This is a genomic window from Cytobacillus sp. S13-E01 (assembly GCF_029193815.1).
Taxonomy (GTDB): Bacteria; Bacillota; Bacilli; order Bacillales; family Bacillaceae_L; genus Bacillus_BV.
In genome coordinates this window covers 16,939-40,793 of record NZ_JARFVC010000037.1, presented here as the reverse complement: position 1 = coordinate 40,793, position 23,855 = coordinate 16,939, and the positions used below count along the sequence as shown (strand labels likewise).

Annotated in this window: 21 protein-coding genes; 1 reads left to right on the top strand and 20 read right to left on the bottom strand. The window is 36.3% G+C overall.

The features are described 5' to 3' along the window. Positions 1 to 133: 133 nt before the first annotated feature. The 14 genes from PY093_RS17890 to PY093_RS17825 all read right to left on the bottom strand — a co-directional run bounded on the left by PY093_RS17890 (position 134) and on the right by PY093_RS17825 (position 15,934). Entirely contained in the window at positions 134 to 1,198 is a 1,065-nt protein-coding gene (locus PY093_RS17890) for an IS30 family transposase (protein ID WP_275647170.1), read from the bottom strand. Between the two features lie 155 nt (positions 1,199 to 1,353). Continuing rightward, positions 1,354 to 2,640 (bottom strand): adenylosuccinate synthase, encoded by a 1,287-nt coding sequence (locus PY093_RS17885; protein WP_275647169.1) that lies wholly within the window; start codon positions 2,638 to 2,640, stop codon positions 1,354 to 1,356. 218 nt (positions 2,641 to 2,858) lie between these two features. Continuing rightward, positions 2,859 to 4,223, bottom strand: coding sequence for a replicative DNA helicase (gene dnaB, locus PY093_RS17880; protein ID WP_275647168.1), 1,365 nt, complete (start codon positions 4,221 to 4,223; stop codon positions 2,859 to 2,861). Positions 4,224 to 4,627: 404 nt separating this feature from the next. Further along, a complete protein-coding gene (gene rplI / locus PY093_RS17875) occupies positions 4,628 to 5,074 on the bottom strand; it encodes a 50S ribosomal protein L9 (protein WP_275647167.1) in 447 nt (148 codons plus the stop codon). After that, positions 5,071 to 7,044: a DHH family phosphoesterase gene (locus tag PY093_RS17870; protein ID WP_275647166.1), complete on the bottom strand. Its 1,974-nt coding sequence runs from the start codon at positions 7,042 to 7,044 to the stop codon at positions 5,071 to 5,073. The genes rplI and PY093_RS17870 overlap by 4 nt, the downstream gene beginning before the upstream one ends. A gap of 29 nt (positions 7,045 to 7,073) precedes the next feature. Then, positions 7,074 to 8,012: a YybS family protein gene (locus PY093_RS17865; RefSeq protein WP_275647165.1), complete on the bottom strand. Its 939-nt coding sequence runs from the start codon at positions 8,010 to 8,012 to the stop codon at positions 7,074 to 7,076. A gap of 519 nt (positions 8,013 to 8,531) precedes the next feature. Beyond that, on the bottom strand, positions 8,532 to 8,774 hold the full coding sequence (rpsR, locus tag PY093_RS17860; protein WP_275647164.1) for a 30S ribosomal protein S18: 243 nt from the start codon (positions 8,772 to 8,774) through the stop codon (positions 8,532 to 8,534). A 47-nt stretch (positions 8,775 to 8,821) separates the two neighbouring features. After that, on the bottom strand, positions 8,822 to 9,343 hold the full coding sequence (ssb, locus tag PY093_RS17855) for a single-stranded DNA-binding protein (RefSeq protein WP_275647163.1): 522 nt from the start codon (positions 9,341 to 9,343) through the stop codon (positions 8,822 to 8,824). A gap of 51 nt (positions 9,344 to 9,394) precedes the next feature. Then, on the bottom strand, positions 9,395 to 9,682 hold the full coding sequence (gene rpsF, locus PY093_RS17850) for a 30S ribosomal protein S6 (RefSeq protein ID WP_275647162.1): 288 nt from the start codon (positions 9,680 to 9,682) through the stop codon (positions 9,395 to 9,397). Positions 9,683 to 9,869: 187 nt separating this feature from the next. After that, the gene (ychF, locus tag PY093_RS17845) at positions 9,870 to 10,970 is read right to left on the bottom strand and encodes a redox-regulated ATPase YchF (RefSeq protein WP_275647161.1); all 1,101 of its coding nucleotides are present in this window, start codon (positions 10,968 to 10,970) and stop codon (positions 9,870 to 9,872) included. A gap of 362 nt (positions 10,971 to 11,332) precedes the next feature. Further along, the gene (locus tag PY093_RS17840; protein WP_275647160.1) at positions 11,333 to 13,333 is read right to left on the bottom strand and encodes a molybdopterin-dependent oxidoreductase; all 2,001 of its coding nucleotides are present in this window, start codon (positions 13,331 to 13,333) and stop codon (positions 11,333 to 11,335) included. A gap of 250 nt (positions 13,334 to 13,583) precedes the next feature. Next, on the bottom strand, positions 13,584 to 13,781 hold the full coding sequence (locus PY093_RS17835) for a DUF951 domain-containing protein (protein WP_275647159.1): 198 nt from the start codon (positions 13,779 to 13,781) through the stop codon (positions 13,584 to 13,586). 204 nt (positions 13,782 to 13,985) lie between these two features. Further along, positions 13,986 to 14,867 carry a mechanosensitive ion channel family protein gene (locus tag PY093_RS17830; protein ID WP_481769319.1) on the bottom strand — a complete coding sequence of 294 codons (882 nt, stop codon included), beginning with the start codon at positions 14,865 to 14,867 and terminating at the stop codon, positions 13,986 to 13,988. Positions 14,868 to 14,914: 47 nt separating this feature from the next. After that, positions 14,915 to 15,934, bottom strand: a complete 1,020-nt coding sequence (locus PY093_RS17825; RefSeq protein WP_275647174.1) for a YkvI family membrane protein — start codon at positions 15,932 to 15,934, stop codon at positions 14,915 to 14,917. 146 nt (positions 15,935 to 16,080) lie between these two features. Between PY093_RS17825 and yyaC the strand changes: the two genes are divergently transcribed. Further along, on the top strand, positions 16,081 to 16,707 hold the full coding sequence (yyaC, locus tag PY093_RS17820; RefSeq protein ID WP_275647158.1) for a spore protease YyaC: 627 nt from the start codon (positions 16,081 to 16,083) through the stop codon (positions 16,705 to 16,707). Positions 16,708 to 17,046: 339 nt separating this feature from the next. On the opposite strand, the gene PY093_RS17815 is transcribed toward yyaC, so the two are convergent. The 6 genes from PY093_RS17815 to mnmG all read right to left on the bottom strand — a co-directional run bounded on the left by PY093_RS17815 (position 17,047) and on the right by mnmG (position 23,853). After that, positions 17,047 to 17,781 carry a DUF554 domain-containing protein gene (locus tag PY093_RS17815; protein ID WP_275647157.1) on the bottom strand — a complete coding sequence of 245 codons (735 nt, stop codon included), beginning with the start codon at positions 17,779 to 17,781 and terminating at the stop codon, positions 17,047 to 17,049. 26 nt (positions 17,782 to 17,807) lie between these two features. Further along, positions 17,808 to 18,662 (bottom strand): ParB/RepB/Spo0J family partition protein, encoded by an 855-nt coding sequence (locus PY093_RS17810; protein ID WP_275647156.1) that lies wholly within the window; start codon positions 18,660 to 18,662, stop codon positions 17,808 to 17,810. Then, positions 18,655 to 19,416 (bottom strand): ParA family protein, encoded by a 762-nt coding sequence (locus PY093_RS17805; protein ID WP_275647155.1) that lies wholly within the window; start codon positions 19,414 to 19,416, stop codon positions 18,655 to 18,657. Before PY093_RS17805 ends, PY093_RS17810 begins: the two co-directional genes overlap by 8 nt. 682 nt (positions 19,417 to 20,098) lie before the next feature. After that, the gene (gene noc / locus PY093_RS17800; protein WP_275647154.1) at positions 20,099 to 20,965 is read right to left on the bottom strand and encodes a nucleoid occlusion protein; all 867 of its coding nucleotides are present in this window, start codon (positions 20,963 to 20,965) and stop codon (positions 20,099 to 20,101) included. Between the two features lie 235 nt (positions 20,966 to 21,200). Beyond that, the gene (rsmG, locus tag PY093_RS17795) at positions 21,201 to 21,917 is read right to left on the bottom strand and encodes a 16S rRNA (guanine(527)-N(7))-methyltransferase RsmG (protein WP_275647153.1); all 717 of its coding nucleotides are present in this window, start codon (positions 21,915 to 21,917) and stop codon (positions 21,201 to 21,203) included. A 55-nt stretch (positions 21,918 to 21,972) separates the two neighbouring features. Beyond that, positions 21,973 to 23,853 (bottom strand): tRNA uridine-5-carboxymethylaminomethyl(34) synthesis enzyme MnmG, encoded by a 1,881-nt coding sequence (mnmG, locus tag PY093_RS17790; protein WP_275647152.1) that lies wholly within the window; start codon positions 23,851 to 23,853, stop codon positions 21,973 to 21,975. Positions 23,854 to 23,855: the final 2 nt, after the last annotated feature.

Below are 23,855 nucleotides of genomic sequence, written 5' to 3'. Positions count from 1 at the left end.
CCACTCCATTTTTTTCCTTTTGTTGGCATGGCTTTTTGTAGTCTTGGAGGAGAGTTTGTCAAGAGGAAGAGCGTAGCGGCTCTTGATAAACTCTCCTCCAAGACTTATTCTATCTGACCAACAAAAGGAAAAATTAAGCTACACTATGTAGTTCACGATCTATACATTGCTCAGGTGTTTGGTAGCCTAGTATTTTTCTAGGTCGATTATTAATAGCGTCTGTGTACATTTGTAAGTCGCTATAAGTAAGAGTCCTTAGTGACTCTCCTTTTGGTATGAACTCCCTTAAAAGTCCGTTGTGTCGCTCATTTGTGCCTTTTTCCCATGAAGCAAAAGCGTGCGTAAAGAACACTTGTACGGCTGGTTCTTTTTCTTCAATAAGAGAAAGTGTAGAAAACTCTGATCCATTATCAGTTGTAAGTGATTTGAAATCTTCTAATCCATGTTTCTTCATCAATTGTAAGGTTGCAGCTTGAACTGTTTCCGCATCTTTACCCCAAATCTTTTTCGTCAAGAGGAAGCGAGATTTCCTCTCAACCATTGTCAAAATAACTGGTTCTCCTTTTGTCTTTTTACCAATTACCAGGTCAACTTCCCAATGACCAGTTTCTTCTCGTGAAAGTACAGAGGCGTCTCTTTCTTCTATACTTCGACCGAGATGTTTTGTATTTTTACCTTTTGGCTCAGAAGGTTGTTTCTTTCGTGGCCGCATCCGCGTTTTCATTGGTAAATCAATATTACGGATAGATAGAACGCCTTGACCAATTAACGTATAAACCGTCTTCGTACAAGGTACATGTTCATCTGGATGGTCCTTTCGATACGTGTGGACAAAGGTATCAATACTATGTTCACGTGGCTGTTTCTTAGTAGAAATGATGGCCTTTGGTAATTCCTTAAAGAAACCCTCCGAGTATTTATGGAAGTCTTTTGCATGACATGATTGCCTGTTTTCATGATAAACACGTGCTCCGGAATCAGCCAGGTAGCGATCGTAATATGTTCGATTAGATGCCATTTGACGCGTTCTACCACGTTTTAGTTCTCGTGATATCGTTGATTGACTTACATTTAGCTCTTGTGCCATTTCAGCTTGCGTGTAGGTGCCTTGCCTTGCCATTTCCTCAAGTCGTCCTCTGTGAATATCTGTCAGGTGTTTAAAGCTTCTTTCGGTTGTGGTAAAATTAGTATTGTTCATGTAGATGCTCCTTACTTATTGGTTTGGTCACTTTTAAGTATATCGCATCTACATGATTTTTTATATTTTCTCTATGCATTTCATTTTACAATTAACCTCTTAAATAAAAAGGCCCTTTTAGCACAATACAATCTGTACTAAAAGGGTCTATTTCATTATGCGTATACACTACGAACAATATTTGTTTGTGTACGGTCTGGTCCTACAGAGAATACAGAAAGAGGGATACCTGTTAATTGGGATACGCGTTCAATATAATGACGTGCATTTTCAGGTAAGTCCTTTAGGTTTTTAACTCCTGTAATATCTTCTGTCCAGCCTGGTAATTCTTCATATACTGGCTCACATTTAGAGAGAATTTTTAAGCTTGCTGGGAACTCTTCGATTACTTCCCCATTATATTTGTAAGCAACACAAATTTTTAATGTTTCAATTCCGGTCAGAACATCGATAGAGTTCAAAGATAAATCAGTAATACCACTAACTCTTCGTGCGTGACGTACAACAACACTATCAAACCAACCTACGCGGCGTGGACGTCCAGTTGTAGTTCCATACTCACGACCAACTTCACGAATTCGCTCACCGATTTCATTCTCTAATTCTGTTGGGAATGGACCATCACCTACACGAGAAGTATAAGCCTTACATACTCCGACAACATGATTAATCTTTGTTGGTCCTACTCCAGAACCAATCGTTACGCCTCCAGCAACTGGGTTAGAGGACGTTACAAATGGATATGTACCTTGGTCAATATCTAACATAACTCCTTGTGCACCTTCAAACAATACTCGACGCCCTTCATCTAGTGCATCATTCAGCACAACTGATGTGTCACATACATATTGTGCAACTTGTTGTCCATACTCGTAATATTCATCTAAAATGGCTTCAATTTTAAAACCTTCAACTTCATATACTTTTTCTAGTAGACGGTTTTTCTCCGCTAAATTATGTGTTAGTTTTTCTTCAAATACTTCACGGTCTAATAAATCTGCCATACGGATACCCACACGAGCAGCTTTATCCATATAAGCCGGACCAATACCCTTTTTGGTTGTTCCAATCTTGTTAGCACCTTTACGTTCTTCCTCAACCTCATCTTGTTTTAAATGATAAGGAAGAATGACATGTGCACGGTTACTAATTCGTAAATTGTCTGTACTTACACCACGATCATGTAAATATTTTAGTTCCGTAACTAGTGCTTTCGGGTCAACGACCATTCCATTACCAATCACGCAAATTTTATCTGAATAAAAAATCCCTGAAGGAATTAAATGAAGTTTATAAGTTTCACCGTTAAATACAATCGTATGACCGGCATTGTTTCCACCTTGATATCTTGCAATAACCTCTGCATTTTCAGATAGAAAGTCGGTAATCTTTCCTTTACCTTCATCTCCCCACTGCGTTCCAACAACTACTACTGAAGCCATAGGCTTAGCACCTCCGAATGTACTTCTAAAAATTAACGTTCATTTTCTCAATCAAACAAACTAAGTGTATCAATTTCATATAGTAAAGTCAATAAAACACGAACGTTTAATTAGTAATTATATTATTCGTTCGTATTAGTAATTTGAACTGTTCATAACTATTTTATCCTATAATATAAAAAAAGAACCCTCTCATTTGAAAAGGTCCTTCCACTATTCTATGCACCTGGTGGCATATCTGTGTCATCAAATCGCCGCTCTAAGTTAACGAATTTATTATATTCTTTTACAAAAGCTAAGGCGACAGTGCCAACTGGACCATTACGTTGCTTTGCAATAATGATTTCAATAATGTTCTTATTCTCAGATTCCTTATCGTAATAATCGTCACGGTATAAAAACGCGACAATATCGGCATCCTGCTCAATACTTCCAGATTCACGAATATCCGACATCATTGGGCGTTTATCCTGTCTTTGTTCGACTCCACGTGATAACTGTGAAAGGGCAATAACAGGCACCTTGAGTTCACGAGCTAATTCTTTTAAAGAACGAGAGATTTCCGAAACTTCCTGTTGACGGTTTTCACCACTTCGGCCAGAACCTTGAATAAGCTGCAAATAGTCGATTAAAATCATACCTAGGCCAGTTTCTTGTTTTAAGCGTCGACATTTTGAACGAATGTCGCTTATACGTATACCAGGTGTATCATCAATAAAAATCCCTGAATTAGAGAGGCTTCCCATTGCCATTGTGAGCTTACTCCAGTCCTCTGCTGTTAAAGCACCTGTACGGAGGTTTTGCGCATTAATATTTCCTTCGGCACACAACATCCTCATAACAAGTTGCTCAGCACCCATCTCAAGGCTGAAAATAGCGACATTCTCATCTGTTTTAGTAGCCACATTTTGAGCGATATTTAAGGCAAAGGCCGTTTTACCTACTGATGGACGTGCCGCAACAATAATTAAATCATTTCGTTGAAAACCGGCGGTCATCCGATCTAATTCTGTAAATCCCGTCGGAATACCGGTAATATCACCTTTACGGTTTGTAAGTTCTTCTATATTATCATAGGTCTGAACGAGAACATCTCTTATATTTTGGAATGCACCCGCATTTTTTCTTTGGGCTACTTCCATGATCGTCTTTTCCGCTTCGCTAAGCAGGGCTTCAACTTCATCTTCACGTGAATATCCATCTTGAGCTATTGTAGTTGCTGTCCTAATTAATCGTCGGAGAATTGATTTCTCTTCAATTATTTTCGCATAATATTCTATGTTAGCTGCTGTTGGAACAGAATTAGCAATATCACTTAAATAGGATACACCACCAATTTCTTCTAATAGTTTTACATCTGCTAATTCCGACGTAACTGTAATTAGATCGACTGGTTCGCCTTTATCATTAAGAGTAAGCATTGCATTAAATATTTTTTGATGTGTTGCACGGTAAAAATCCTCTGGTATTAAAATCTCAGAAGCTAATGTTAATGAAGCTGGCTCTAGAAAAATGGCCCCTAACACAGCCTGCTCTGCCTCAATATTTTGCGGAGGAATACGATCAGCAAGAAGGGTACTCATATTATCTCCACTCTCCCCTTTTGTTTATAGAGATATTGTAAGAAAAGCGCAAGGCGCGCCCGCCTTTCGGCGCGTCGATTAAAACCCGCCACGTCCTGTGGCGAACATCGACATCAGCACATCCTGTGCAAGTCAAGCATAAGACGAGCCCTGACTGAAGGCGTTTGTTGCCTTCGGGAAGGGATTGTCTTATGACCTCAGGTCCGATGGCGCCCGGAGCTAGACACTATAACTAAGTACAAACTTTTATACTTTCTTATCTTTTTAAACAAAGTTACATTCTATATATCTAATAGTCTATTTTTATCTTGTACGCTCATTATATAAGAAAAATGTGACCTGTATTTATAACAAAATCACATTTCACTATTTTATATGATAAGAAAGCTTTATTTCAATGGTAATTACTGCTCTTTAACTTGAACCTTAACAGAAGCAGTCACTTCTGGGTGTAGTTTAAGAGGAACATTTGTAAAGCCTAAAGACCTTATTCCATCCGGCAAATCAAATTTCCGCTTATCAATTTTAATTTTATGTTTTTTAGAAAGTTCATCTGCAATTTGTTTACTTGTTACTGAACCAAATAAACGGCCCCCATCGCCAGCTTTAGCGGTTAACTCAATTGTTAATGACTCAAGTTTTTCTTTTAATTGTTTAGACTGCTCTAATTCTTCTGCAGCCTCTTGTTTAACTTTATTTTTCTGTGCATCCAGCATTTTAATATTACCAGGTGTTGCTTCAATCGCTACCCCTTGTTTAATCAAGAAGTTATGTGCGTATCCATCTGAAACATTTTTCACTTCACCTTTATTTCCTTTACCTTTCACATCTTTTAGAAAAATCACTTTCATGATTTTTTCCCTCCTTCTAAATAATCGTCTATTGCAGCTTTTAATCTTCCTTCTACCTCATCTATTGTAACATTCAGCAATTGTGTTGCAGCGTTTGTTAAGTGTCCGCCGCCTTCAAGACTTTCCATGATTACTTGGACATTAACTTCTCCAAGTGAACGTGCACTTACGCCAATTAAAAGGTCATTTCGTGCAGATATTACAAAAGAAGCAACAACTCCGTTCATCGCTAACAGTGTATCAGCCGCTTGAGCAATTAGTACTTGATCATATGCTTCATCTGGATCACCTTTTGAGATAGCAATACCTTGTTTATAAATAGAGGCATTTCCTACTAATTTAGCACGTTTATTAAAATGTTCAATATTTTCTTTTAAAAATTTCTGTACAAGAACTGTATCTGCTCCTTGTGAGCGAAGATAGGAAGCTGCATCAAATGTCCGCGAACCTGTACGTAATGTAAAACTTTTTGTATCTACAATAATACCAGCTAATAATGCTGTAGATTCAAGCATATCAATTTTCATCCGTTTTGGTTGATATTCTAATAACTCGGTTACAAGTTCTGCTGTTGAAGATGCATAAGGTTCCATATAAACCAGTAATGGAGAGTCAATAAATTCTTCACCACGGCGATGATGGTCAATTACAACCACATTATCAATCTTTGATAACAATCGTTCTTCAATAACTAATGAAGGTTTATGGGTATCTACTATAACAAGTAATGTTTCATCAGTTGAAACTTCTAATGCTTCTTCGGGACTTATAAAATGGCTCCAAAGATCAGGATGATTTTTCACTTCTTCAATCAAGCGCGATACACCTATATCAATCTCATTACTATTTAAAACGATATAGGCATCTGTTTGGTTGATTTGTGCAACCTTTAATATCCCTATAGCTGCTCCTATAGCATCCATATCAGGGTATTTATGACCCATAATCACGACTTTATCACTTTCATTAATAAGTTCTCGTAGGGCATGTGAAATTACACGAGCACGTACTCTTGTGCGTTTTTCCATTGGATTGGTTTTACCACCAAAAAACTTAACCTTTCCATTTGTTTGCTTAACTGCAACCTGGTCTCCACCTCTTCCTAATGCTAAATCCAAACTTGACTGAGCTAAAGCTCCTAGCTCTGGAAGAGATGAAACACCAGTTCCAATTCCAATACTCAATGTTAAGGCGATATTTTCTTTTGCTGTCTTTTCTCTTACCTCATCAAGAATAGCAAATTTACTTTTCTCTAAATGTGTTAGAATATGTTCATTAAATACGGCAGTGAAACGTTCTGAAGATGTTCTTTTTAAATAGACACCATGATCCATAGCCCATTTATTTAGAATCGAGGTTACCTGACTATTAATGGTACTTTTTCTTTGATCATCCATTCCTTGCGTAACTTCATCATAATTATCAAGAAAAATGACACCTAATACCGTACGCTCATTTTCATACAATTTCTCAATTTCTGTCTGTTCAGTAACATCAAAGAAGTATAATAGTCTTTCATCACGTTTTAAGATGACTTTAAACTTTCGTTCGTGAAGTGTAACCACTTCTGTCTCAACCTCTTGTTTAATCAATGGAACTAACACTTCGCCAACATCAAAAAGAGATCTTCCTACTAATGTGTCTTCATTAAAGCAAGATGCAATAAAAGGATTTGTCCACTCAATATAGAGGTCATCATTAAACAGCATGATTCCAATCGGCATTTCCATTAGGGCTTCTTCCCCAACCTTTTTTAACCGATAAGACAAGGTTGAAATATAACTTTCCATTTCTTTATTTAAAATAGAATCTGCCTTATAAAGATAAAATAGAACTAATCCAAGGAGCAGAAAACAAGCTAACCCTATAATCCAATTAAAATAAAATGTAATTCCCAATAATATTGTTGAAATAAGCATTAATGCATAAATGGGATAGCGGAATATCTTCTTTTTATAAAATTCAGGCATAATTTCAGCTCCTAAATATCAATGGTGCATTATTTTTTGAGTTGAATTTTTTCTCTAATTTGAAATCCTAAGTCAATTATACCTAAGATTCTAATAATATAAAGGAGAAATGGTAAGATGAGTGAAACAATCGTTATTGCAATTGGGATGCCCTTCACAATCCCCTTTTGGTAACAAAAATAAAAGATAAAGGATACTCCTTGAATCATCATTAAAAGCTGCAATATGTAAAAGAGATTTATGATTGCAGTATATCCAAATGTTCCAACTTCAAATTGTAAGAACATCAAGACCATTACAATTAAGTAATACCATAATATACTTTTTGGTAACATCAGATCTCTAAATGGTGGCCAAGCTTCGACATCTATTTTTAACCTCTTTAAAAATGGAATTGATGCCAATTGAGTAAAAAAGGCAAGTATAAAAGCAAGCATGAGAAATGTACTAGGTAATAAATAAGGAATAACTTTTAATGCCTCCTCAAACTGCTGTAAGGCTGTTTCATTCCCTTGTTGGCCTATTGACTTCAAAAAGTCTGATGAAGTGTCCATTGTTTCTCTTGTGGTAGTCAGTGCTAAATCCATCACATTAATATTCATCAATGTAACAGCAATAACATAGAGAATTACAATATTAATAATGTAGACTAACGTTCCACCTAATAATATTCCATATCTACTTTTTCTACTTCTAATCAAATAGCCAAGCACAATTCCGCTACTGCCAAACATAAAGGTTAGAGGCAAAGCGGCAAATGACCCTAGAATAATAGTTAACAATAGCGCAGCGATAAATAAAACTACAGTATTATTTATTCCATTTCTAATTGTGTAAATGATAAAGGGTAATGGTAATACAAATAGGACGATTATTCCTACTAATGGAACGTATAAAAAAAGTAATAGTAATATACTATATAATGCAAGTAATATAGCACCTTCTGTAAGTTGTTTTGTTTTTTCCACTTCTTCACCTCACGATCAAGCTTAGTAATTCCCATAAGGAAGGGACCATTCTATTTTATCCGCAATCCGAAGCCCATTCAACTATCTTGCGTATACAATAAAAAGCTGTTAACCATTTTTCCCTATAATTTAATTATTTAACAAAATATATTGTAAATGGTACGTTAAATTTATAATTAATTATAAACTAAACCTACAATTAGTGGGGGTTTTACTGCCCCTTTAGCGTGGAATAATACAGTTTATACGGTTGTTCATTTTTAAAAAGAACAAAAGCGCAAGCGCCCCGTTTAGGGACGTATGGACTGGACTGAGCCGCATGAGATAAAGGAAATACGAAAGAGCGATAGCGATTCGATGTTGACTTATCGTAAGGAGGTGAGGGAAGTCCACTAGTCGTTGGGCGCTGGAGCTAGACGTAGATAGACAAAGACACGAAGTTATACACAACCTTACAATTTTATAAATTCCTTATCAATTAAAAAAGCAGTGAGGAGTACTCACTGCTTTTGAATGCTATTATTCACCAGTTACATATGGTAATAAAGCCATTTGACGAGCGCGTTTGATCGCAACTGTTAGTTTACGTTGATATTTAGCGCTAGTACCTGTTACACGACGTGGTAAAATTTTACCACGCTCTGAAATAAAACGTTTTAACACGTCAAGATCTTTATAGTCGATATGAGTGATTCCGTGTGATGTAAAGAAACACACTTTACGACGCTTTGCTCCACGTCCACCTCTACGTCCTCCTGCCATGTGATACGCCTCCTTTCACTTTTAATTTTTAAGAATATATGGTCGGCCTAAAATGGCAAGTCATCATCTGAAATGTCAATTGGTTGTCCATCATTTGCAAATGGATCGTCATCAACTCGAGTATATCCTTGGTTATTATTACGTTGTTTCTGTTGGTTCTGATCTTGTTGTCCGTAAGAATACCCTTGTCCTTGTGGTGATCCACCGTAGTTACCGCCACCGCTGCGTTGTTGATCATTGCCACCACTATTCCTAGGCTCTAGAAATTGGACACTTTCAGCAACAACTTCAGTAATATATACACGTTTACCATCTTGGCCTTCAAAATTACGCGTTTGAACTCTGCCATCAACACCCGCTAAACTGCCTTTTTTAAGAAAGTTTGCAACGTTTTCTGCAGGTTTACGCCAAACTACACAACTAATGAAATCCGCTTCACGTTCACCTTGCTGGTTTGTAAACGGTCTGTTAACAGCTAAAGTAAACGATGCTACAGCTACTCCACTTTGGGTATACTTTAATTCAGGATCCTTCGTAAGTCTGCCAACGAGAATTACGCGATTCATCATCAGAACCACTCCTTACAAGCTATTCAAAAAGAACATACTGTCCTTATTTCCTTACTCTTCTACTCTAATAATGATTTGACGGATAATGTCTTCACTGATTTTAGCTAAACGATCAAACTCGTTAACAGCTTGAGCATTCGACATTATGTTAATAAGCATGTAGTAACCATCACGGAAATCGTTGATTTCATAAGCAAGACGACGTTTACCCATTTCTTTAACGTTTGTAATCTCCGCACCATTGTCAGTTAAAACGCCATTAAAACGCTCTACTAAAGCTTTTTTCGCTTCATCATCAATGTTTGGACGGATGATATACATAATTTCGTATTTTCTCATCACGTTCACCTCCTTTTGGACTAACGGCCCATTATAGGGCAAGGAGCAATCTTTTAAATTACTCACAGGAACAAATTATACCATAATCAATTGTGTACTGCAAGATAATAAAAATCCTTTTGTTTTTGTAATCTTTCAAAAGCAAAAAACCTCGGTCTATAATTGTAGACTGAGGTTTTTATCTTTATTACACGTTAAAACGGAAATGAATGACATCGCCATCTTTAACGATATATTCCTTGCCTTCAAGGCGGACTTTGCCTGCTTCACGTGCAGCACCCATCGTGCCATTGGCAAGTAAATCTTCATAAGAAACAGTTTCCGCGCGAATAAATCCACGTTCAAAATCTGTGTGAATAATCCCTGCGCATTGCGGAGCCTTCATGCCTGTTCGGAATGTCCATGCACGGACCTCCTGTTCTCCAGCAGTAAAATAGGTTGCTAATCCAAGTAGATTATAGGAAGCGCGAATTAATTGATCTAGCCCTGATTCAGGAATCCCAACTTCTTCTAGGAACATCGCTTTTTCATCACTATCCAGTTCAGCAATTTCTGACTCGATTTTTGCACAAATAACAATAACTTCTGCATTATCTTTATCAGCAAATTCACGGACCACTTTAACATATTCATTTGAAGATGGATCAACTACATCATCTTCACTCACATTTGCAACATAAAGAACAGGTTTAATTGTTAGAAGGTGTAACGCCTTTACATATTTCATTTGTTCTTCTGTGAATTCAACCGTACGTGCTGGCATATCATTTTCGAATGCCTCTTTTAATTTTACTAGAGCTTCATGCTCATAGACAGCATCCTTATCTTTTTGTTTCGCCAATTTACCTACACGGTCCATTCGCTTTTCAACAGATTCTAAGTCAGCTAAAATGAGTTCAAGATTGATTACTTCAATATCATCAATTGGGTCGACTTTTCCAGAAACATGTGTAATATTATCATCGGCAAAACAACGAACAACATGACAAATTGCATCAACTTGACGAATATGTGATAGGAACTTATTACCTAATCCCTCACCCTTACTAGCACCTTTTACAATTCCAGCAATATCTGTGAATTCAAATGCTGTTGGAACTGTTTTTTTAGGCTTTACAAGCTCAGTTAATTTATTTAAACGATGATCAGGAACCTCTACTATTCCAACATTCGGATCAATTGTACAGAACGGATAGTTTGCAGATTCTGCACCCGCTTGTGTAATTGCATTAAAAAGTGTTGATTTTCCGACATTTGGAAGACCTACTATTCCTGCTGTTAATGCCATTATAAACTTCACTCCTCTATTTTTCCATAAGGCTATTTTCGTAAACTTATTGCTATCAAAGGTATATATTAATTCTCATTGTAGATGGTATAGTGGCATCTTCCCTGAACATAATGCGTGAAAATCCTAAAATTACATTCTAAGGGATATTAAAACCAACAATCCTTTAGAAAAGAGTCTTTCGTTAACACATAACACTACACAATTATAGATATTTACTATTAAAAAGACAAGTTTATTTATCATTCCTCACAATAACGCAATAATGTTCTTCTAGCCTGTTACCTGTAGATAGCTTACGAAAATAAAAATTCTATAAGTCAAAAAAACCGCTCACAGAGCGGAACGGAATAATTTATACTTTATAACTTCTCAATATTAACTAAGCAATCATACAAACTACTTCCAAGTCCATTATCAGATTCTTTGTTTGATGTTAGCAGATTTACACTTCCTCCAAATTTACTCCATTGACCTTCGTCGATGTTAATGGTTCTAGGATGAGCCTTCTGCATAATTCTTACCATTCCCTTTAACTCTCCTCTTCCATTATACACCTTCACTTCATCATCATCGTTTAGCCCTTTTTCTTTGGCAATATCCTCAGATATATCAACCCTTATTTGTTGCAAAGCATCGATAATATGGTAATGCTGAGAGTGATTTGAGCGCATTGGATGAATAGTCAACAGTGAATAAGGATACTCCTTTAATAGATCCTGATTCGTCGATTCCTCAGGAAATAATAATTTCAGCTTACCATCATGACCTTTTTCTATAGCACCGCTTGATGTAAATTCAAATTTACCACTGGCTGTACCAAATTTATAATCACTCCAAGGCACATCCTCAACTGGTAATGGTAAGTGATGATTTTCCATTATCTTTTCAAGGGTTATTCCCTTTTCCTCTAACTGACCAAGACCTATTTTTAAAAATTCCTTTCTAGTATAGGAAAAATCTTTACCAAAACCTAGTAAATTAGCTAACTCAGTCCAAATCCATAAATCTGACCTGGCTTCCCCTGGTGGATCTACTAGTTTTGGACCATAGTTCATATAATGATGATACATAGATGAATAATAGATATCTTCTTCTTCAAATACTGTCGTTGTTGGCAGAACATAATCCGCTAATGAGGCTGTGTCTGTCATAAATTGATCAACTACAACTAGTGTATCGACAGATTCAAAAGCTTTTTTGACTAAATTAGTATCAGGAACTTGTGTCAAAGGGTTACCGCAGGTTACAAAAATCATCTTAATTTCTGGATTCACTGCCTTTAGTATTCCTTCTGCTTGTTTCATCATTGTAAATGTTCGAGATTGACTTTTACGTTCAGCTAACGCAAGTGCCCCAGTATCAAAGCTTTGCCCAACTTGAAGATTACCAAAATTAGCACCTCCGCCACTTATCCCAATATTGCCACTTACAGCAACTAATGCATCAATAAGCCGAATCGTATTGCCGCCATTTGTGTAGCGCTGCATTCCTAAGCCCATATACGTGGTGGTAGGACGATCACAAAAAACCTCTGCTAGGTATGAAATTGTTTCACGTGGAACATCTGTTTTTTCTACGATTTCCTCAATTGAAATACTATTAACTAACTCTAGTAAATCTACAAAACCGTATGTGTGGTCAGTAATAAATTCTTGATGTTCCAGATTATTTGAAAGAATCTCCTTGATAATACCTAACGCAAGAATACCATCCATTCCTGGCTTAACAGATACATAGTGGTTTGCCATTTTAGCCGTAGCATTATAAATTGGATCTATAACAATAATTTTTGTACCTTTTTTCTTCACATCTAGTAAGTAATGGTAGAGGTGCATATTTGTTCGTACTACATTCCTACCCCAAATAACAACGTTCTTACTATTATAAATATCCTCTGGCGAATGACTCCACGCATTACCAAAATCCCATTTTTGCGCTTCGATTCCAGCACCCCAACATATACTGCCTACTAATTCAGTAACCCCACCATAGCAATTAAAAAAGCGTTTATCTAAATTTTTTAATAGCCCACCGTTTGAATAGTCATGGCTATGTAAGACAGCATGAGTTCCAACGTTTTCTTTTATATCTATTAATTTTTTTGCTATTTCGTGTAATGCCTGTTCCCAAGGGATTTGTTTGAATTCCCCATTAATCTTTTTTAAAGGATATAACAAACGTTCGTTAGAATTAGTTCTCGTTTCAAGCATTCGACCTCGCCCACAAATTTTACCTTTTGTAATTGGATGTTGCTTATCTCCATCTATTTTTGTGATTTTTCCATTCTCAACTGTAACTTCAAAACCGCAGCTATCCCAACAATTAAGCGAGCATGATGAAGTAACTATTTTTGTAGCCAAAGGTTTCACCTCTCTTTTAGTTCTATACTAATCACAGTTTACTAAGAAAAGCGCAGGGCGCCCGCCTATCGGCGACATGCATAAGACAAGCCGGCTGGAAGGTTGTTCTTTACCTTCCGGACGGATTGGCTTTTGACCTCGAGTCGATGGCGCCCGGAGCTAGACGCTAAAACTAGGTACAAACTTTTATACTTTCTTATCTTTCAAAAAAGGCCTAACTAAAGGTAAGTTAGACTCTTTTTCCACTGATCTATTCTTCATGCTTAACAAGAATTTTTTTTACTTTCCTTGAAAACTCTTTTCTAGGAATCATGACACTATGAGCACAGCCTTCACACTTGATTCTTATATCCATTCCCATCCGGATAATTTGCCAGCGATTAACTCCACAAGGATGAGGCTTTTTCATTTCAACAACATCATATATAGCAAAGTCCTTATCTATCATTATAAATCACCTTTTCTAATTTGCACTCTCATGTATGAAGAAAAATGGCGGGGAAACGTCACAAAGTATCCTATATATCCTAGCCATGCTAACATTAACTAGCATATATTAAAATAGATTGTATCACTTCTTTCCTCCACCGCCTTATTGAAGTGGATTTGTTGTCTTTCTTCATACTAGGTAGTTTGGCATTTCTAAGCCGCTTTAATTTTGTTTAGCTTTATTATCTTCATTTCTAGTGTACATAACAAGTCTTGGGTATGGAATTTCAATTCCATGTTCATCAAGTCGAAGTTTCACCTCTTTACGAAGCACTCTTGAAATATAAAAGTGGCGCATCGGTAATACCTCACAAGTAACCCTTAATACTACTTCTGAAGCCCCTAGCATTTGAACACCTAATAATTCTGGTGGATTAATTATGTCCTCATATTTATCAGGTAACTCCAATAACAGCTCTTCAATGACTCTTTCTGTCTTAGGAATATCCTCTTCATAAGAAATACTAATATCAACAACTGCAATGCTATTATTAATTGAAAAATTGGTAACTTCAACAATACTTCCATTTGGTAATATGTGTATCTCACCTGTAAAGGCTTTTATTTTGGTTGTTCTTAGTCCAATTTCTTCAACAGTTCCTTCAAAGGTACCTGTCCTGATAAAGTCACCAACAGAAAATTGATCTTCAAAGATAATAAAAAAACCTGTGATGATATCGCGAACAAGGTTTTGTGCACCAAAACCTACTGCAAGACCTACAATCCCTGCCCCTGCTAATAATGCACGAATTTCAATTTCCATTGATTCGAGAATCATAATAATGACAACAAAATAAACAACATATCTCAGTACATTTTCAAGAAGTTTAATTAATGTTGCTTCTCGTCTTTCAGAAATTTGAAGAGGACCTCTGCTTCTAGCCTTAAAAATATTTTGGATTGCAATTCTGCCAATCCGAATAAGGATTGAAGATACAATTAGAATGACAACTATCTTCAATAAACTTGTTCCAATGTTAATCCAAAGCTCTTCATTCATTAAATTGCCCTTGGTTTTTACATACAAATTATTTAACCAATCCAATAAGATCTCCCTCACATTGTTAATATTACATTTATTTTAGCAGGATTTTAATCCCATTTGTAGCGATTTGTAATTGGGAACAATAAAATTGCTCCAAGCAAGTATAGATTAGCAATCCCATATAGCGGATATAGAACAGATACAAGTGTCGCAAATCCAAATGTAGTAAATGGAATCATGGCAAGAACTGTAATAGCAGCAATAGCCCATAGAGGTAGATTAATACCTTCGCGAAATCTTGATGTAATTCCAAATACGCCAGAGGCTGCAGTTGTATAGATAGCTGCCCATAGTAAAAATGACATGAAGATGATCATTGAATAGGGATAATTTTCTAAAATGGCAAATAATGGTATTTCGTATAATACAATTTGACTTGCAATTTGCATAAGAGATTCATTGTAGATAAAAGAGATTGTTCCTAATACAATACCACTTCCAACACTTGAAATTAAACCCTCAGCCTTACTTTTCATTTCTTTACCAATGGCAGATAAAACGGCCACTAATGGTAATACATTTAAAGCTGAAAATGTAAAAGCAGCAGGCCAATTTTTTTGTGCCTCTAGATTAAAAGAAAACGGCTGTCCATTTTTTAAAATGAAAGATAGTAAAATACCAATAAGTCCAATAATTAATATAGGAAGAATAAAAGCATTTATCGAAATCATACCCTTTATATCCCAAACAAACAAGAGTACTAATAAAAATGCAAAAATAAGGATTCCACCCCAATAGGGAATATGAAACATCTCAAGTGTTGCTCCTCCGCCTGCTAGCATTACAACAGTTGTAGAAAAAAGGTATATTACAATCATGATTTCATAAAAGTATGACAGTTTCTTTCCGATTAACCTTTTTAGTACTGGCGAAAAGTGCTCAGACTTCTCTTCATAGCTTATTTTCATAATTACATAGCAACAAATTGAAAAAATAATAGTAAATAATAGAATAGCAAGTCCACTTTGGTCACCAAAGAATTGCCATAACTCCCTACCTGATGCATAACCCGCACCAATTGTTGTGCCCATTATTAGAAACATCCACTTTAAACCTGATCGCCACATAACTCCTCCACCTTCCATTGGTTACTCCTGCAAACAATTACTCTTCATTTAACTTCGTATATTTTTGACTTTCAAATTCACTTTCTACGTATAGATTTTTACTTTTATCCGTATACTGTTAGTACTATTAACAAGGGGTGGAACCTATGAATCTAAAACCTAATTTTTTTGATATCCGCGAAAAAGAAGATTTGCCGAGGATTTCATATGATCAAGACGATGCACGTAAAATTATTTCGATGAGATTAACATCCCTTTTACCAACATCTAATCGCCCAATCGTATTTATTTGTATTGGTACAGACCGATCTACTGGTGACTCACTTGGACCTTTAATTGGCTCAAGAATGCTTGAATTAGGGATATCTCACTTCCATGTATATGGCACATTAGACGAACCTATACATGCAGTTAATTTAGTTGAAAAGATTAAATTGGTTCAGGAATCCTATAGAAACCCCTTTATTATCGGAATTGACGCCTGTTTGGGTAGATTAAAAAGTGTTGGAGTTATTACCATTGATGAAGGACCAGTAAAGCCAGGGGCTGGAGTCAATAAAGAATTGATGCCAATTGGAGATATTCATATTACAGGTATCGTTAATGTAAGTGGATTTATGGAGTTTTTTGTCTTACAAAATACTCGCCTAAGCCTGGTTATGAAAATGGCTAATACCATTGCTGATGGGATAGTGGATTCAGAGCGTTTGATTGTTAGAAGGCAAGAAATAGTCAAATATTCAGCCCAACATTCTCAATATAAAGCACCTTAAACTAGGATACTCTTATGATTTCACTCTATGTGGTTAGGTACTGTAAAATTAAAGAGCTAATCAAAGATATAACCTCAAAAAAGCAAGAAAAGCGCAGGGCGCCCGCCTATCGGCGCGTCGATTAAAACCCGCCACGTCCTGTGGCGAACATCGACATCAGCACATCCTGTGCAGTCAAGCATAAGTCAAGCCGGCTGGAAGGTTGTTCTTTACCTTCCGGACAGATTGGCTTATACCATAGAGCCGATGGCGCCCGGAGCTAGACACTAAAACTAGGTTCAAATTTTTATACTTTCTTATCTTTTAAAAAACCCATTCAAAGTGCAGAGGCTTTTTATGCTACATAAAACTTTGAACAAAATAGAGCATATTACTCCAATAGTAGACACATGTTACTAAAATGGCCGTTACTAAAATAGAAGGTAATAAATTAGCTACACGAATCGTCGTTATTCCCATTAAGTTTAGACCTATAGCGAAAATCATAAGTCCCCCTGTAGCTGTCATTTCTGAAATAAATGCATTCATTAGATCAGTAGGAATCCACTTTTCAATTTGAGTTGCAAAAAGAGCGATGGACCCTTGGTAAACCATAACAGGGATAGCAGAGAATAAAACACCGATACCGAGTGTAGTTGCTAATATTAGGCTTGTAAAACCATCAATGATTGATTTAGTATATAAGACGCGATGGTCTTGCCTTAGCCCACTATCAAGTGCACCAATAATAGCCATCGCACCAATCACAAAGATTAATGTAGCCGTTACAAACCCCTTAGCAATACTACCTTCACCTTTCGCACCGACCTTATATTCAATCCAAAAACCTAATTTATTTAGTTTATCATCCAGTCCCCACCATTCTCCAAGAACTGCACCAAGGACAATGCTGATAATTACGATTAAAAATTGGTCACTTTTTAAACCCATTTGGATTCCTAGAATCATTACTGCAAGCCCAATACCGTGCATCACAGTTGCCTTAATGGAATCAGGAATACGATGAAGTAACTTTCCGATTAGAGTACCTAATATGATAGATAAACCATTCACAATTGTACCTAGTAATACCATACTTTTATTCTCCTAATTCTTACAAATTACGACACACTAGAAGAATCTAATATCTCAAGAATTCGTTCTAAATCTTCGTTAGAGAAGAACTCGATTTCAATTTTCCCTTTTTTCTTATTCTGTTTAATAGAAACCGATGTTCCAAATCTTTCTTGGAGGAATGTTTCACGTTCTTTTATAAACACATTTTTTTCTTTTTTGGGTTTCACTGTTTCACGTGGAACATTTTCATTGATTTGTGTCACTAACAGTTCAAGTTGACGCACATTCAATTTTTCTTTAATCACTTTGTCAACAACAGCTTGAAGCTTATCCTTTTTCTTTAGTCCAAGTAATGTCCGACCATGCCCCATTGACAACTTGCCTTCTGAAATAAGAGCTTGTATTTGCTTAGGAAGAGTTAAAAGGCGAAGATGGTTTGCAATATGTGGACGACTTTTCCCTAATCTTTGTGCTAACTGTTCTTGTGTTAATTTTAAATGATCAATTAATGATTGGTAAGCAACTGCTTCTTCAATAGGTGTTAAATCTTCACGTTGAAGGTTCTCCAATAAGGCAATTTCCATCATTTGTTGTTCTGATAGATCCCTTACTACAACCGGTACTGCTGTAAACTTCGCTTCTTTTGCTGCACGGAAGCGTCTTTCTCCAGCAACAATTTCAAATCCTCTAATACTTCTTCTAACAATAATTGGCTGTAAAATTCCATGAGTCAGAATGGATTCCTTTAACTCCGTAATTGCTTCTGCATTAAAGTTTTTTCGCGGTTGGTAGGGGTTGGGACGTAGTTCGTTAATTTTCACTTCTTGAACTACCTCTTCTTTTCCAACTTCCATACTTGAAAATAAAGCATTAATTCCTTTTCCTAAACCCTTAGCCATTTACAACCACTTCCTTTGCAAGATCTAAGTAAACTTCGGCTCCTCTTGATTTCGGATCATAAATAATGATTGGTTCACCATGGCTTGGTGCCTCACTTAAGCGAATATTTCTTGGAATAATTGTTTTATATACTTTATCCTGGAAATATTTCTTCACTTCTTCAATGACTTGAATACCTAAATTTGTTCGAGCATCTAGCATTGTTAGTAATACACCTTCAATCATTAGCTCAGTATTTAGGTGTTTTTGAACTAATCTTACAGTATTAAGTAGTTGACTTAACCCTTCAAGTGCATAATACTCGCATTGAACTGGTATTAATACTGCTTCAGAAGCAGTTAAAGCATTAATTGTCAGGAGTCCTAGAGATGGTGGACAATCAATAATTATGTAATCATATTGATCTTTTACCTCATCCAATGCCCTTTTTAACCGAACTTCCCTTGATATAGTTGGCACTAACTCAATTTCAGCACCCGCTAGTTGAATTGTTGCGGGAATCATATATAAGTTTTCAACCACTGTTGGCTTTATAACATCTTTTGCATTAACATCATCAACCAATACATCGTAAATACATTGATCAACTTCAGCTTTTTCGATACCAGTTCCACTCGTTGCATTACCTTGTGGATCGATATCTACAAGTAGTACCTTTTTTCCGATATATGCTAAGCAAGCACTTAAATTAACAGATGTCGTTGTTTTACCAACTCCACCTTTTTGGTTTGCAATCGCGATGATTCTACCCACGATTTCACCTACTTTCGGGTAAAGTATTACTTCCATTAGAGAGGGATTCACAATCCATCACTGTTAGAAATTCTGATCAGGTTCTTATTTTCAGTCGGTAGTTCCCTCTATTAATAAAGTTGTAAGGGTACATATCGATAGTTAAAACGCGGTAACAATTTATTACACTTTCACTATTTTATCATGAAAAAGAATAGTTTGATGTTTTTTTACAAAAAAAATAGTAGATTAGTAAAAACAATATTTCATTAGTAGAAAAGTTCCACGTGAAACATCTAAATTGATTATCATGAGCAAAACATAAGAAAAGCGCAGGGCGCCCGCCTATCGGCGCGTCGATTAAAACCCGCCACGTCCTGTGTCATTGTCGACACTTGCACATCGTGTGCTTCGAAGACTCCGACGAAAGAAGCGTTCTTTGCTTCTGTAGGAGGAGTTGAAGTTTCCCCTCGTTTCTAGGCGCTGGAGCTAGACAGGCTTATACCATAGAGTCGATGGCGCCCGGAGCTAGACACTAAAACTTGGTACAAATTTTTATACTTTCTTATCTTTTAACGAAAACTCGCCGAGTGGCGAGCCAAAAGGGTGAAGACAAAGGCGTAGTTGCATTTATGCGTTTTTGAATTTATGGATATTATACGTTCGAAAAAAATACCCCATCACAAGGTAGATGAGGAAAAGGTTATTTTTTGGGGATTTTAATTGTAAATTGATAATAGTCATCAAATTCTTCTTCTGCTGAATCAATCGCTACCCCACTATCTGTCACCATTGATAATGATTGGCGAATCGTATTCATTGCAATTCTTGTATCTCTACTAAAAGCCTTACGCTTCGGTTTAGGTTTACTTTGACTTTGTTCTAGTATTTTAACCACTCGATCTTCCGTCTGTTTAACATTCAGCTGTCTTTCTACTATTTCTTTAAGTAAGTGCACTTGTTTTTCGGGTTGTTTTAAGGGAATAAGTGCACGGGCATGTCTTTCGGTAATTGTTTTGGCCATTAAGGCTTCTTGTACTTCTTGTGGCAGCTTTAATAATCTTAATTTATTTGCAACAGTTGACTGACCTTTACCCAATCTCTGAGCTAAAGCTTCTTGGGTTAAGTTATGTAATTCTAAAAGTTTCGCATATGCTACTGCTTCTTCAATTGCAGATAACTCTTCTCTTTGAAGGTTCTCAATTAGTGCAACAGAAGCTGTCTCTTTATCATTAAAGTTTTTTACAATAGCAGGTATTGTCTCCCATTTAAGAGATTGAACAGCTCTCCACCGTCGTTCACCAGCAATAATTTCAAACTGATCATTCGAATATTCTCTAACAACGATTGGTTGAATGATTCCATGCGTGCGTATCGTTAAAGCAAGCTCTGTAATCTTCTCTTCATTAAAAACTGTACGTGGCTGAAATCGATTGGGTACTATATTAGAAACAGGTATTTGTTTTATTTCCTCATTATTCCTTAGTTTTTCCTCAACAACATCATTTTCTACTTCATTATCTACTTCTTTTTCACCAAGACTAAAGAAACGTGAAAAAGTATGCTTCATGATCCTGCACCACCTTTTAGAACTCCCTCTATTAGAATTCTCCATTTTTTATATCTTTCCTGCAAGTTGGAAATAGATTTTAAAATAATATTCTATTATTAAAGGCCTACCATAATAATTTAAGAGTGAACTAGGTTAGTAAATTAGTAGTATAAATGTTTCACGTGAAACATTTCTACCTTTTAGGGGAAGAAAATGGCTTCCTCCCCGTACGAGTAATCATCACCACATCACACTATTTAATAGGAGATCGATTTGGTGTACCAGGTTTTCTAGGATATTTCTTAGGTGTTGTCTTAATTTTATTGATTAAAATGATGTTACGGTCACTTTCTTCTTTAGGCAATAAAAAATGCTTAATTTCTGAAACTTGTCCACCAAGTATTGAAATAGCTTTTTTACCTTCTTCTATTTCATCTGCAGCTGCGCTAGCTTTCATTGCTATAAATGTACCACTAACTTTTGCTAGTGGTAAACAGAGTTCACTTAAGACTGATAACCTTGCTACAGCTCTTGCCATTACAATATCATAAGACTCTCTAATCTCAGGTCTTTGACCAAACGTTTCAGCTCTATCATGATAAAAGGTTACATTATCTAGCTTTAACTCGTTCGCTAAAAGAGTTAAAAATGAGATCCGTTTTTGTAATGAATCTACTATCGAAACTTTTAAATTTGGAAAACAGATTTTCAATGGAATACTTGGGAACCCCGCACCAGCTCCTACATCACAAATCGACAAATCCTTAGAAAAGTCAAAATGAAATGCGGATGTGATCGAGTCGTAGAAATGTTTTAAATAAACATCTGGCTTATCAGTAATTGCCGTTAGGTTTATTTTTTCATTCCATTCAATTAATAGCTCATAGTATCTTTCAAATTGCTCAAGTTGACTAGGAGAAAGCGTTATCCCCTTCTCCTCCAACATACTTTTAAATTCAATTGTATCCATGTGTCCATCCTTTCGTGCAACACATTGTTAGGTATTTAATAGCACCTAAATCGCCTTATATTTTTGCGATTCTGCCTTGCTCTAAATATACAAGAAGTATCGATACATCAGCTGGATTAACTCCAGCTATTCTAGAGGCTTGAGCAACTGAAAGTGGTCGAACTTCTTTAAGCTTTTGTCTTGCTTCAGTTGCTATACTAGAAATAGCGTCATAATCGATATTTTCTGGAATCTTCTTATTTTCCATTTTTTTATGGCGTTCTACCTGTTGTAATGACTTTTCAATATAGCCTTCATATTTAATCTGAATTTCTACTTGTTCGGTAATATCATAGCTAATTTCAGTTTCAGCAGGTACCATTTTTTTTATATGTTCATATGTCATTTCCGGTCGCTTTAAAAGATCAGCTGCACGGATACCATCTTTAAGCTCACTGCCACCCGCTAAGCGAATAATTTCTTGCACTTCCATTTTTGGCTTTATGATTATAGTCTGTAATCTTTCTTTTTCTTGTTCAATGGCTGCCTTTTTCAATTCAAATGCTTTATATCTTTCTTCAGATATTAATCCTAATTGATAGGCCTTATCTGTTAAACGAAGATCAGCATTATCATGACGAAGTAACAAACGATATTCAGCACGTGATGTTAATAATCGGTACGGCTCATTTGTTCCCTTCGTTACTAAATCGTCAATGAGTACTCCTATATAAGCATCGGCTCTACTTAGGATTAATTCTTCCTTACCTATAGCACGTCTTCCTGCATTAATTCCAGCCATAATTCCTTGACCAGCAGCTTCTTCATAGCCTGAGGTACCATTAATTTGGCCCGCTGTATACAAGTTTTTAATGCGCTTAGTTTCTAATGTTGGCCATAACTGTGTAGGAACAATTGAATCATATTCAATTGCATAACCCGCTCTCATCATTTGAACATTTTCTAATCCTGGAATAGAAGTTAACATTTTTTGTTGAACATCTTCTGGTAGACTCGTTGATAGACCTTGGACATATACTTCTTGGGTATTTCGTCCTTCTGGCTCTAAAAAGATTTGATGGCGTGGTTTATCATTAAAACGCACTACCTTATCTTCTATTGACGGGCAGTACCTAGGACCTGTTCCTTTAATCATGCCTGAATACATTGGTGAACGGTGTAAATTATCATCTATGATTTGATGTGTCTCAGTGCTTGTGTAGGTTAACCAACATGGTAATTGTTCAGTAATATATTTAGTGGTTTCATAAGAAAAGGCTCGTGGAACATCATCTCCAGGTTGTATCTCCGTTTTGCTATAATCAATGGAATGACTATTAACTCTAGGCGGTGTCCCTGTTTTAAAACGAACTAAGTCAAAACCAAGCTCTTCTAAATGCTCTGATAAGCCTAAAGAAGGTTGTTGATTATTAGGACCACTTGAATATTTAAGATCCCCGATAATTATTTCGCCTCGTAGGAACGTACCCGTTGTAATGACCACAGTTTTAGCCTCATACTCGGCTCCTGTTTGTGTAATGACACCTTTACATGTTCCATCTTCAACAATTAGTTTTTCAACCATTCCTTGAATTAAATCTAAATTTTTTTCATTTTCAAGCGTTTTTTTCATTTCATGCTGATAATCAAATTTATCTGCTTGGGCTCTTAGTGCTCGAACTGCAGGCCCCTTACCTGTATTAAGCATACGCATTTGAATATGCGTTTTATCAATATTTTTGGCCATTTCTCCACCTAAGGCATCAATTTCACGTACAACGATTCCTTTAGCTGGACCACCTACTGATGGGTTACATGGCATAAATGCGACCATATCTAGGTTGATAGTAATCATTAATGTTTTAGCCCCGACACGTGCAGCAGCTAAACCAGCCTCACAGCCAGCATGCCCTGCACCTATAACGATGACATCATATGAGCCAGCTTTATATCCCACGT

Coding starts and splice junctions, on each gene's coding strand:
- PY093_RS17890 (WP_275647170.1), bottom strand. CDS start 1,198: ATGAACAATACTAATTTTACCACAACCGAAAGAAGCTTTAAACACCTG.
- PY093_RS17885 (WP_275647169.1), bottom strand. CDS start 2,640: ATGGCTTCAGTAGTAGTTGTTGGAACGCAGTGGGGAGATGAAGGTAAA.
- dnaB (WP_275647168.1), bottom strand. CDS start 4,223: ATGAGTACCCTTCTTGCTGATCGTATTCCTCCGCAAAATATTGAGGCA.
- rplI (WP_275647167.1), bottom strand. CDS start 5,074: ATGAAAGTGATTTTTCTAAAAGATGTGAAAGGTAAAGGAAATAAAGGT.
- PY093_RS17870 (WP_275647166.1), bottom strand. CDS start 7,044: ATGCCTGAATTTTATAAAAAGAAGATATTCCGCTATCCCATTTATGCA.
- rpsR (WP_275647164.1), bottom strand. CDS start 8,774: ATGGCAGGAGGACGTAGAGGTGGACGTGGAGCAAAGCGTCGTAAAGTG.
- ssb (WP_275647163.1), bottom strand. CDS start 9,343: ATGATGAATCGCGTAATTCTCGTTGGCAGACTTACGAAGGATCCTGAA.
- rpsF (WP_275647162.1), bottom strand. CDS start 9,682: ATGAGAAAATACGAAATTATGTATATCATCCGTCCAAACATTGATGAT.
- ychF (WP_275647161.1), bottom strand. CDS start 10,970: ATGGCATTAACAGCAGGAATAGTAGGTCTTCCAAATGTCGGAAAATCA.
- PY093_RS17835 (WP_275647159.1), bottom strand. CDS start 13,781: ATGATAGATAAGGACTTTGCTATATATGATGTTGTTGAAATGAAAAAG.
- PY093_RS17825 (WP_275647174.1), bottom strand. CDS start 15,934: ATGTGGCGATCAGGTTTAAAGTGGATGTTTCTAATAATGGGCACAACA.
- yyaC (WP_275647158.1), top strand. CDS start 16,081: ATGAATCTAAAACCTAATTTTTTTGATATCCGCGAAAAAGAAGATTTG.
- PY093_RS17815 (WP_275647157.1), bottom strand. CDS start 17,781: ATGGTATTACTAGGTACAATTGTGAATGGTTTATCTATCATATTAGGT.
- PY093_RS17810 (WP_275647156.1), bottom strand. CDS start 18,662: ATGGCTAAGGGTTTAGGAAAAGGAATTAATGCTTTATTTTCAAGTATG.
- noc (WP_275647154.1), bottom strand. CDS start 20,965: ATGAAGCATACTTTTTCACGTTTCTTTAGTCTTGGTGAAAAAGAAGTA.
- rsmG (WP_275647153.1), bottom strand. CDS start 21,917: ATGGATACAATTGAATTTAAAAGTATGTTGGAGGAGAAGGGGATAACG.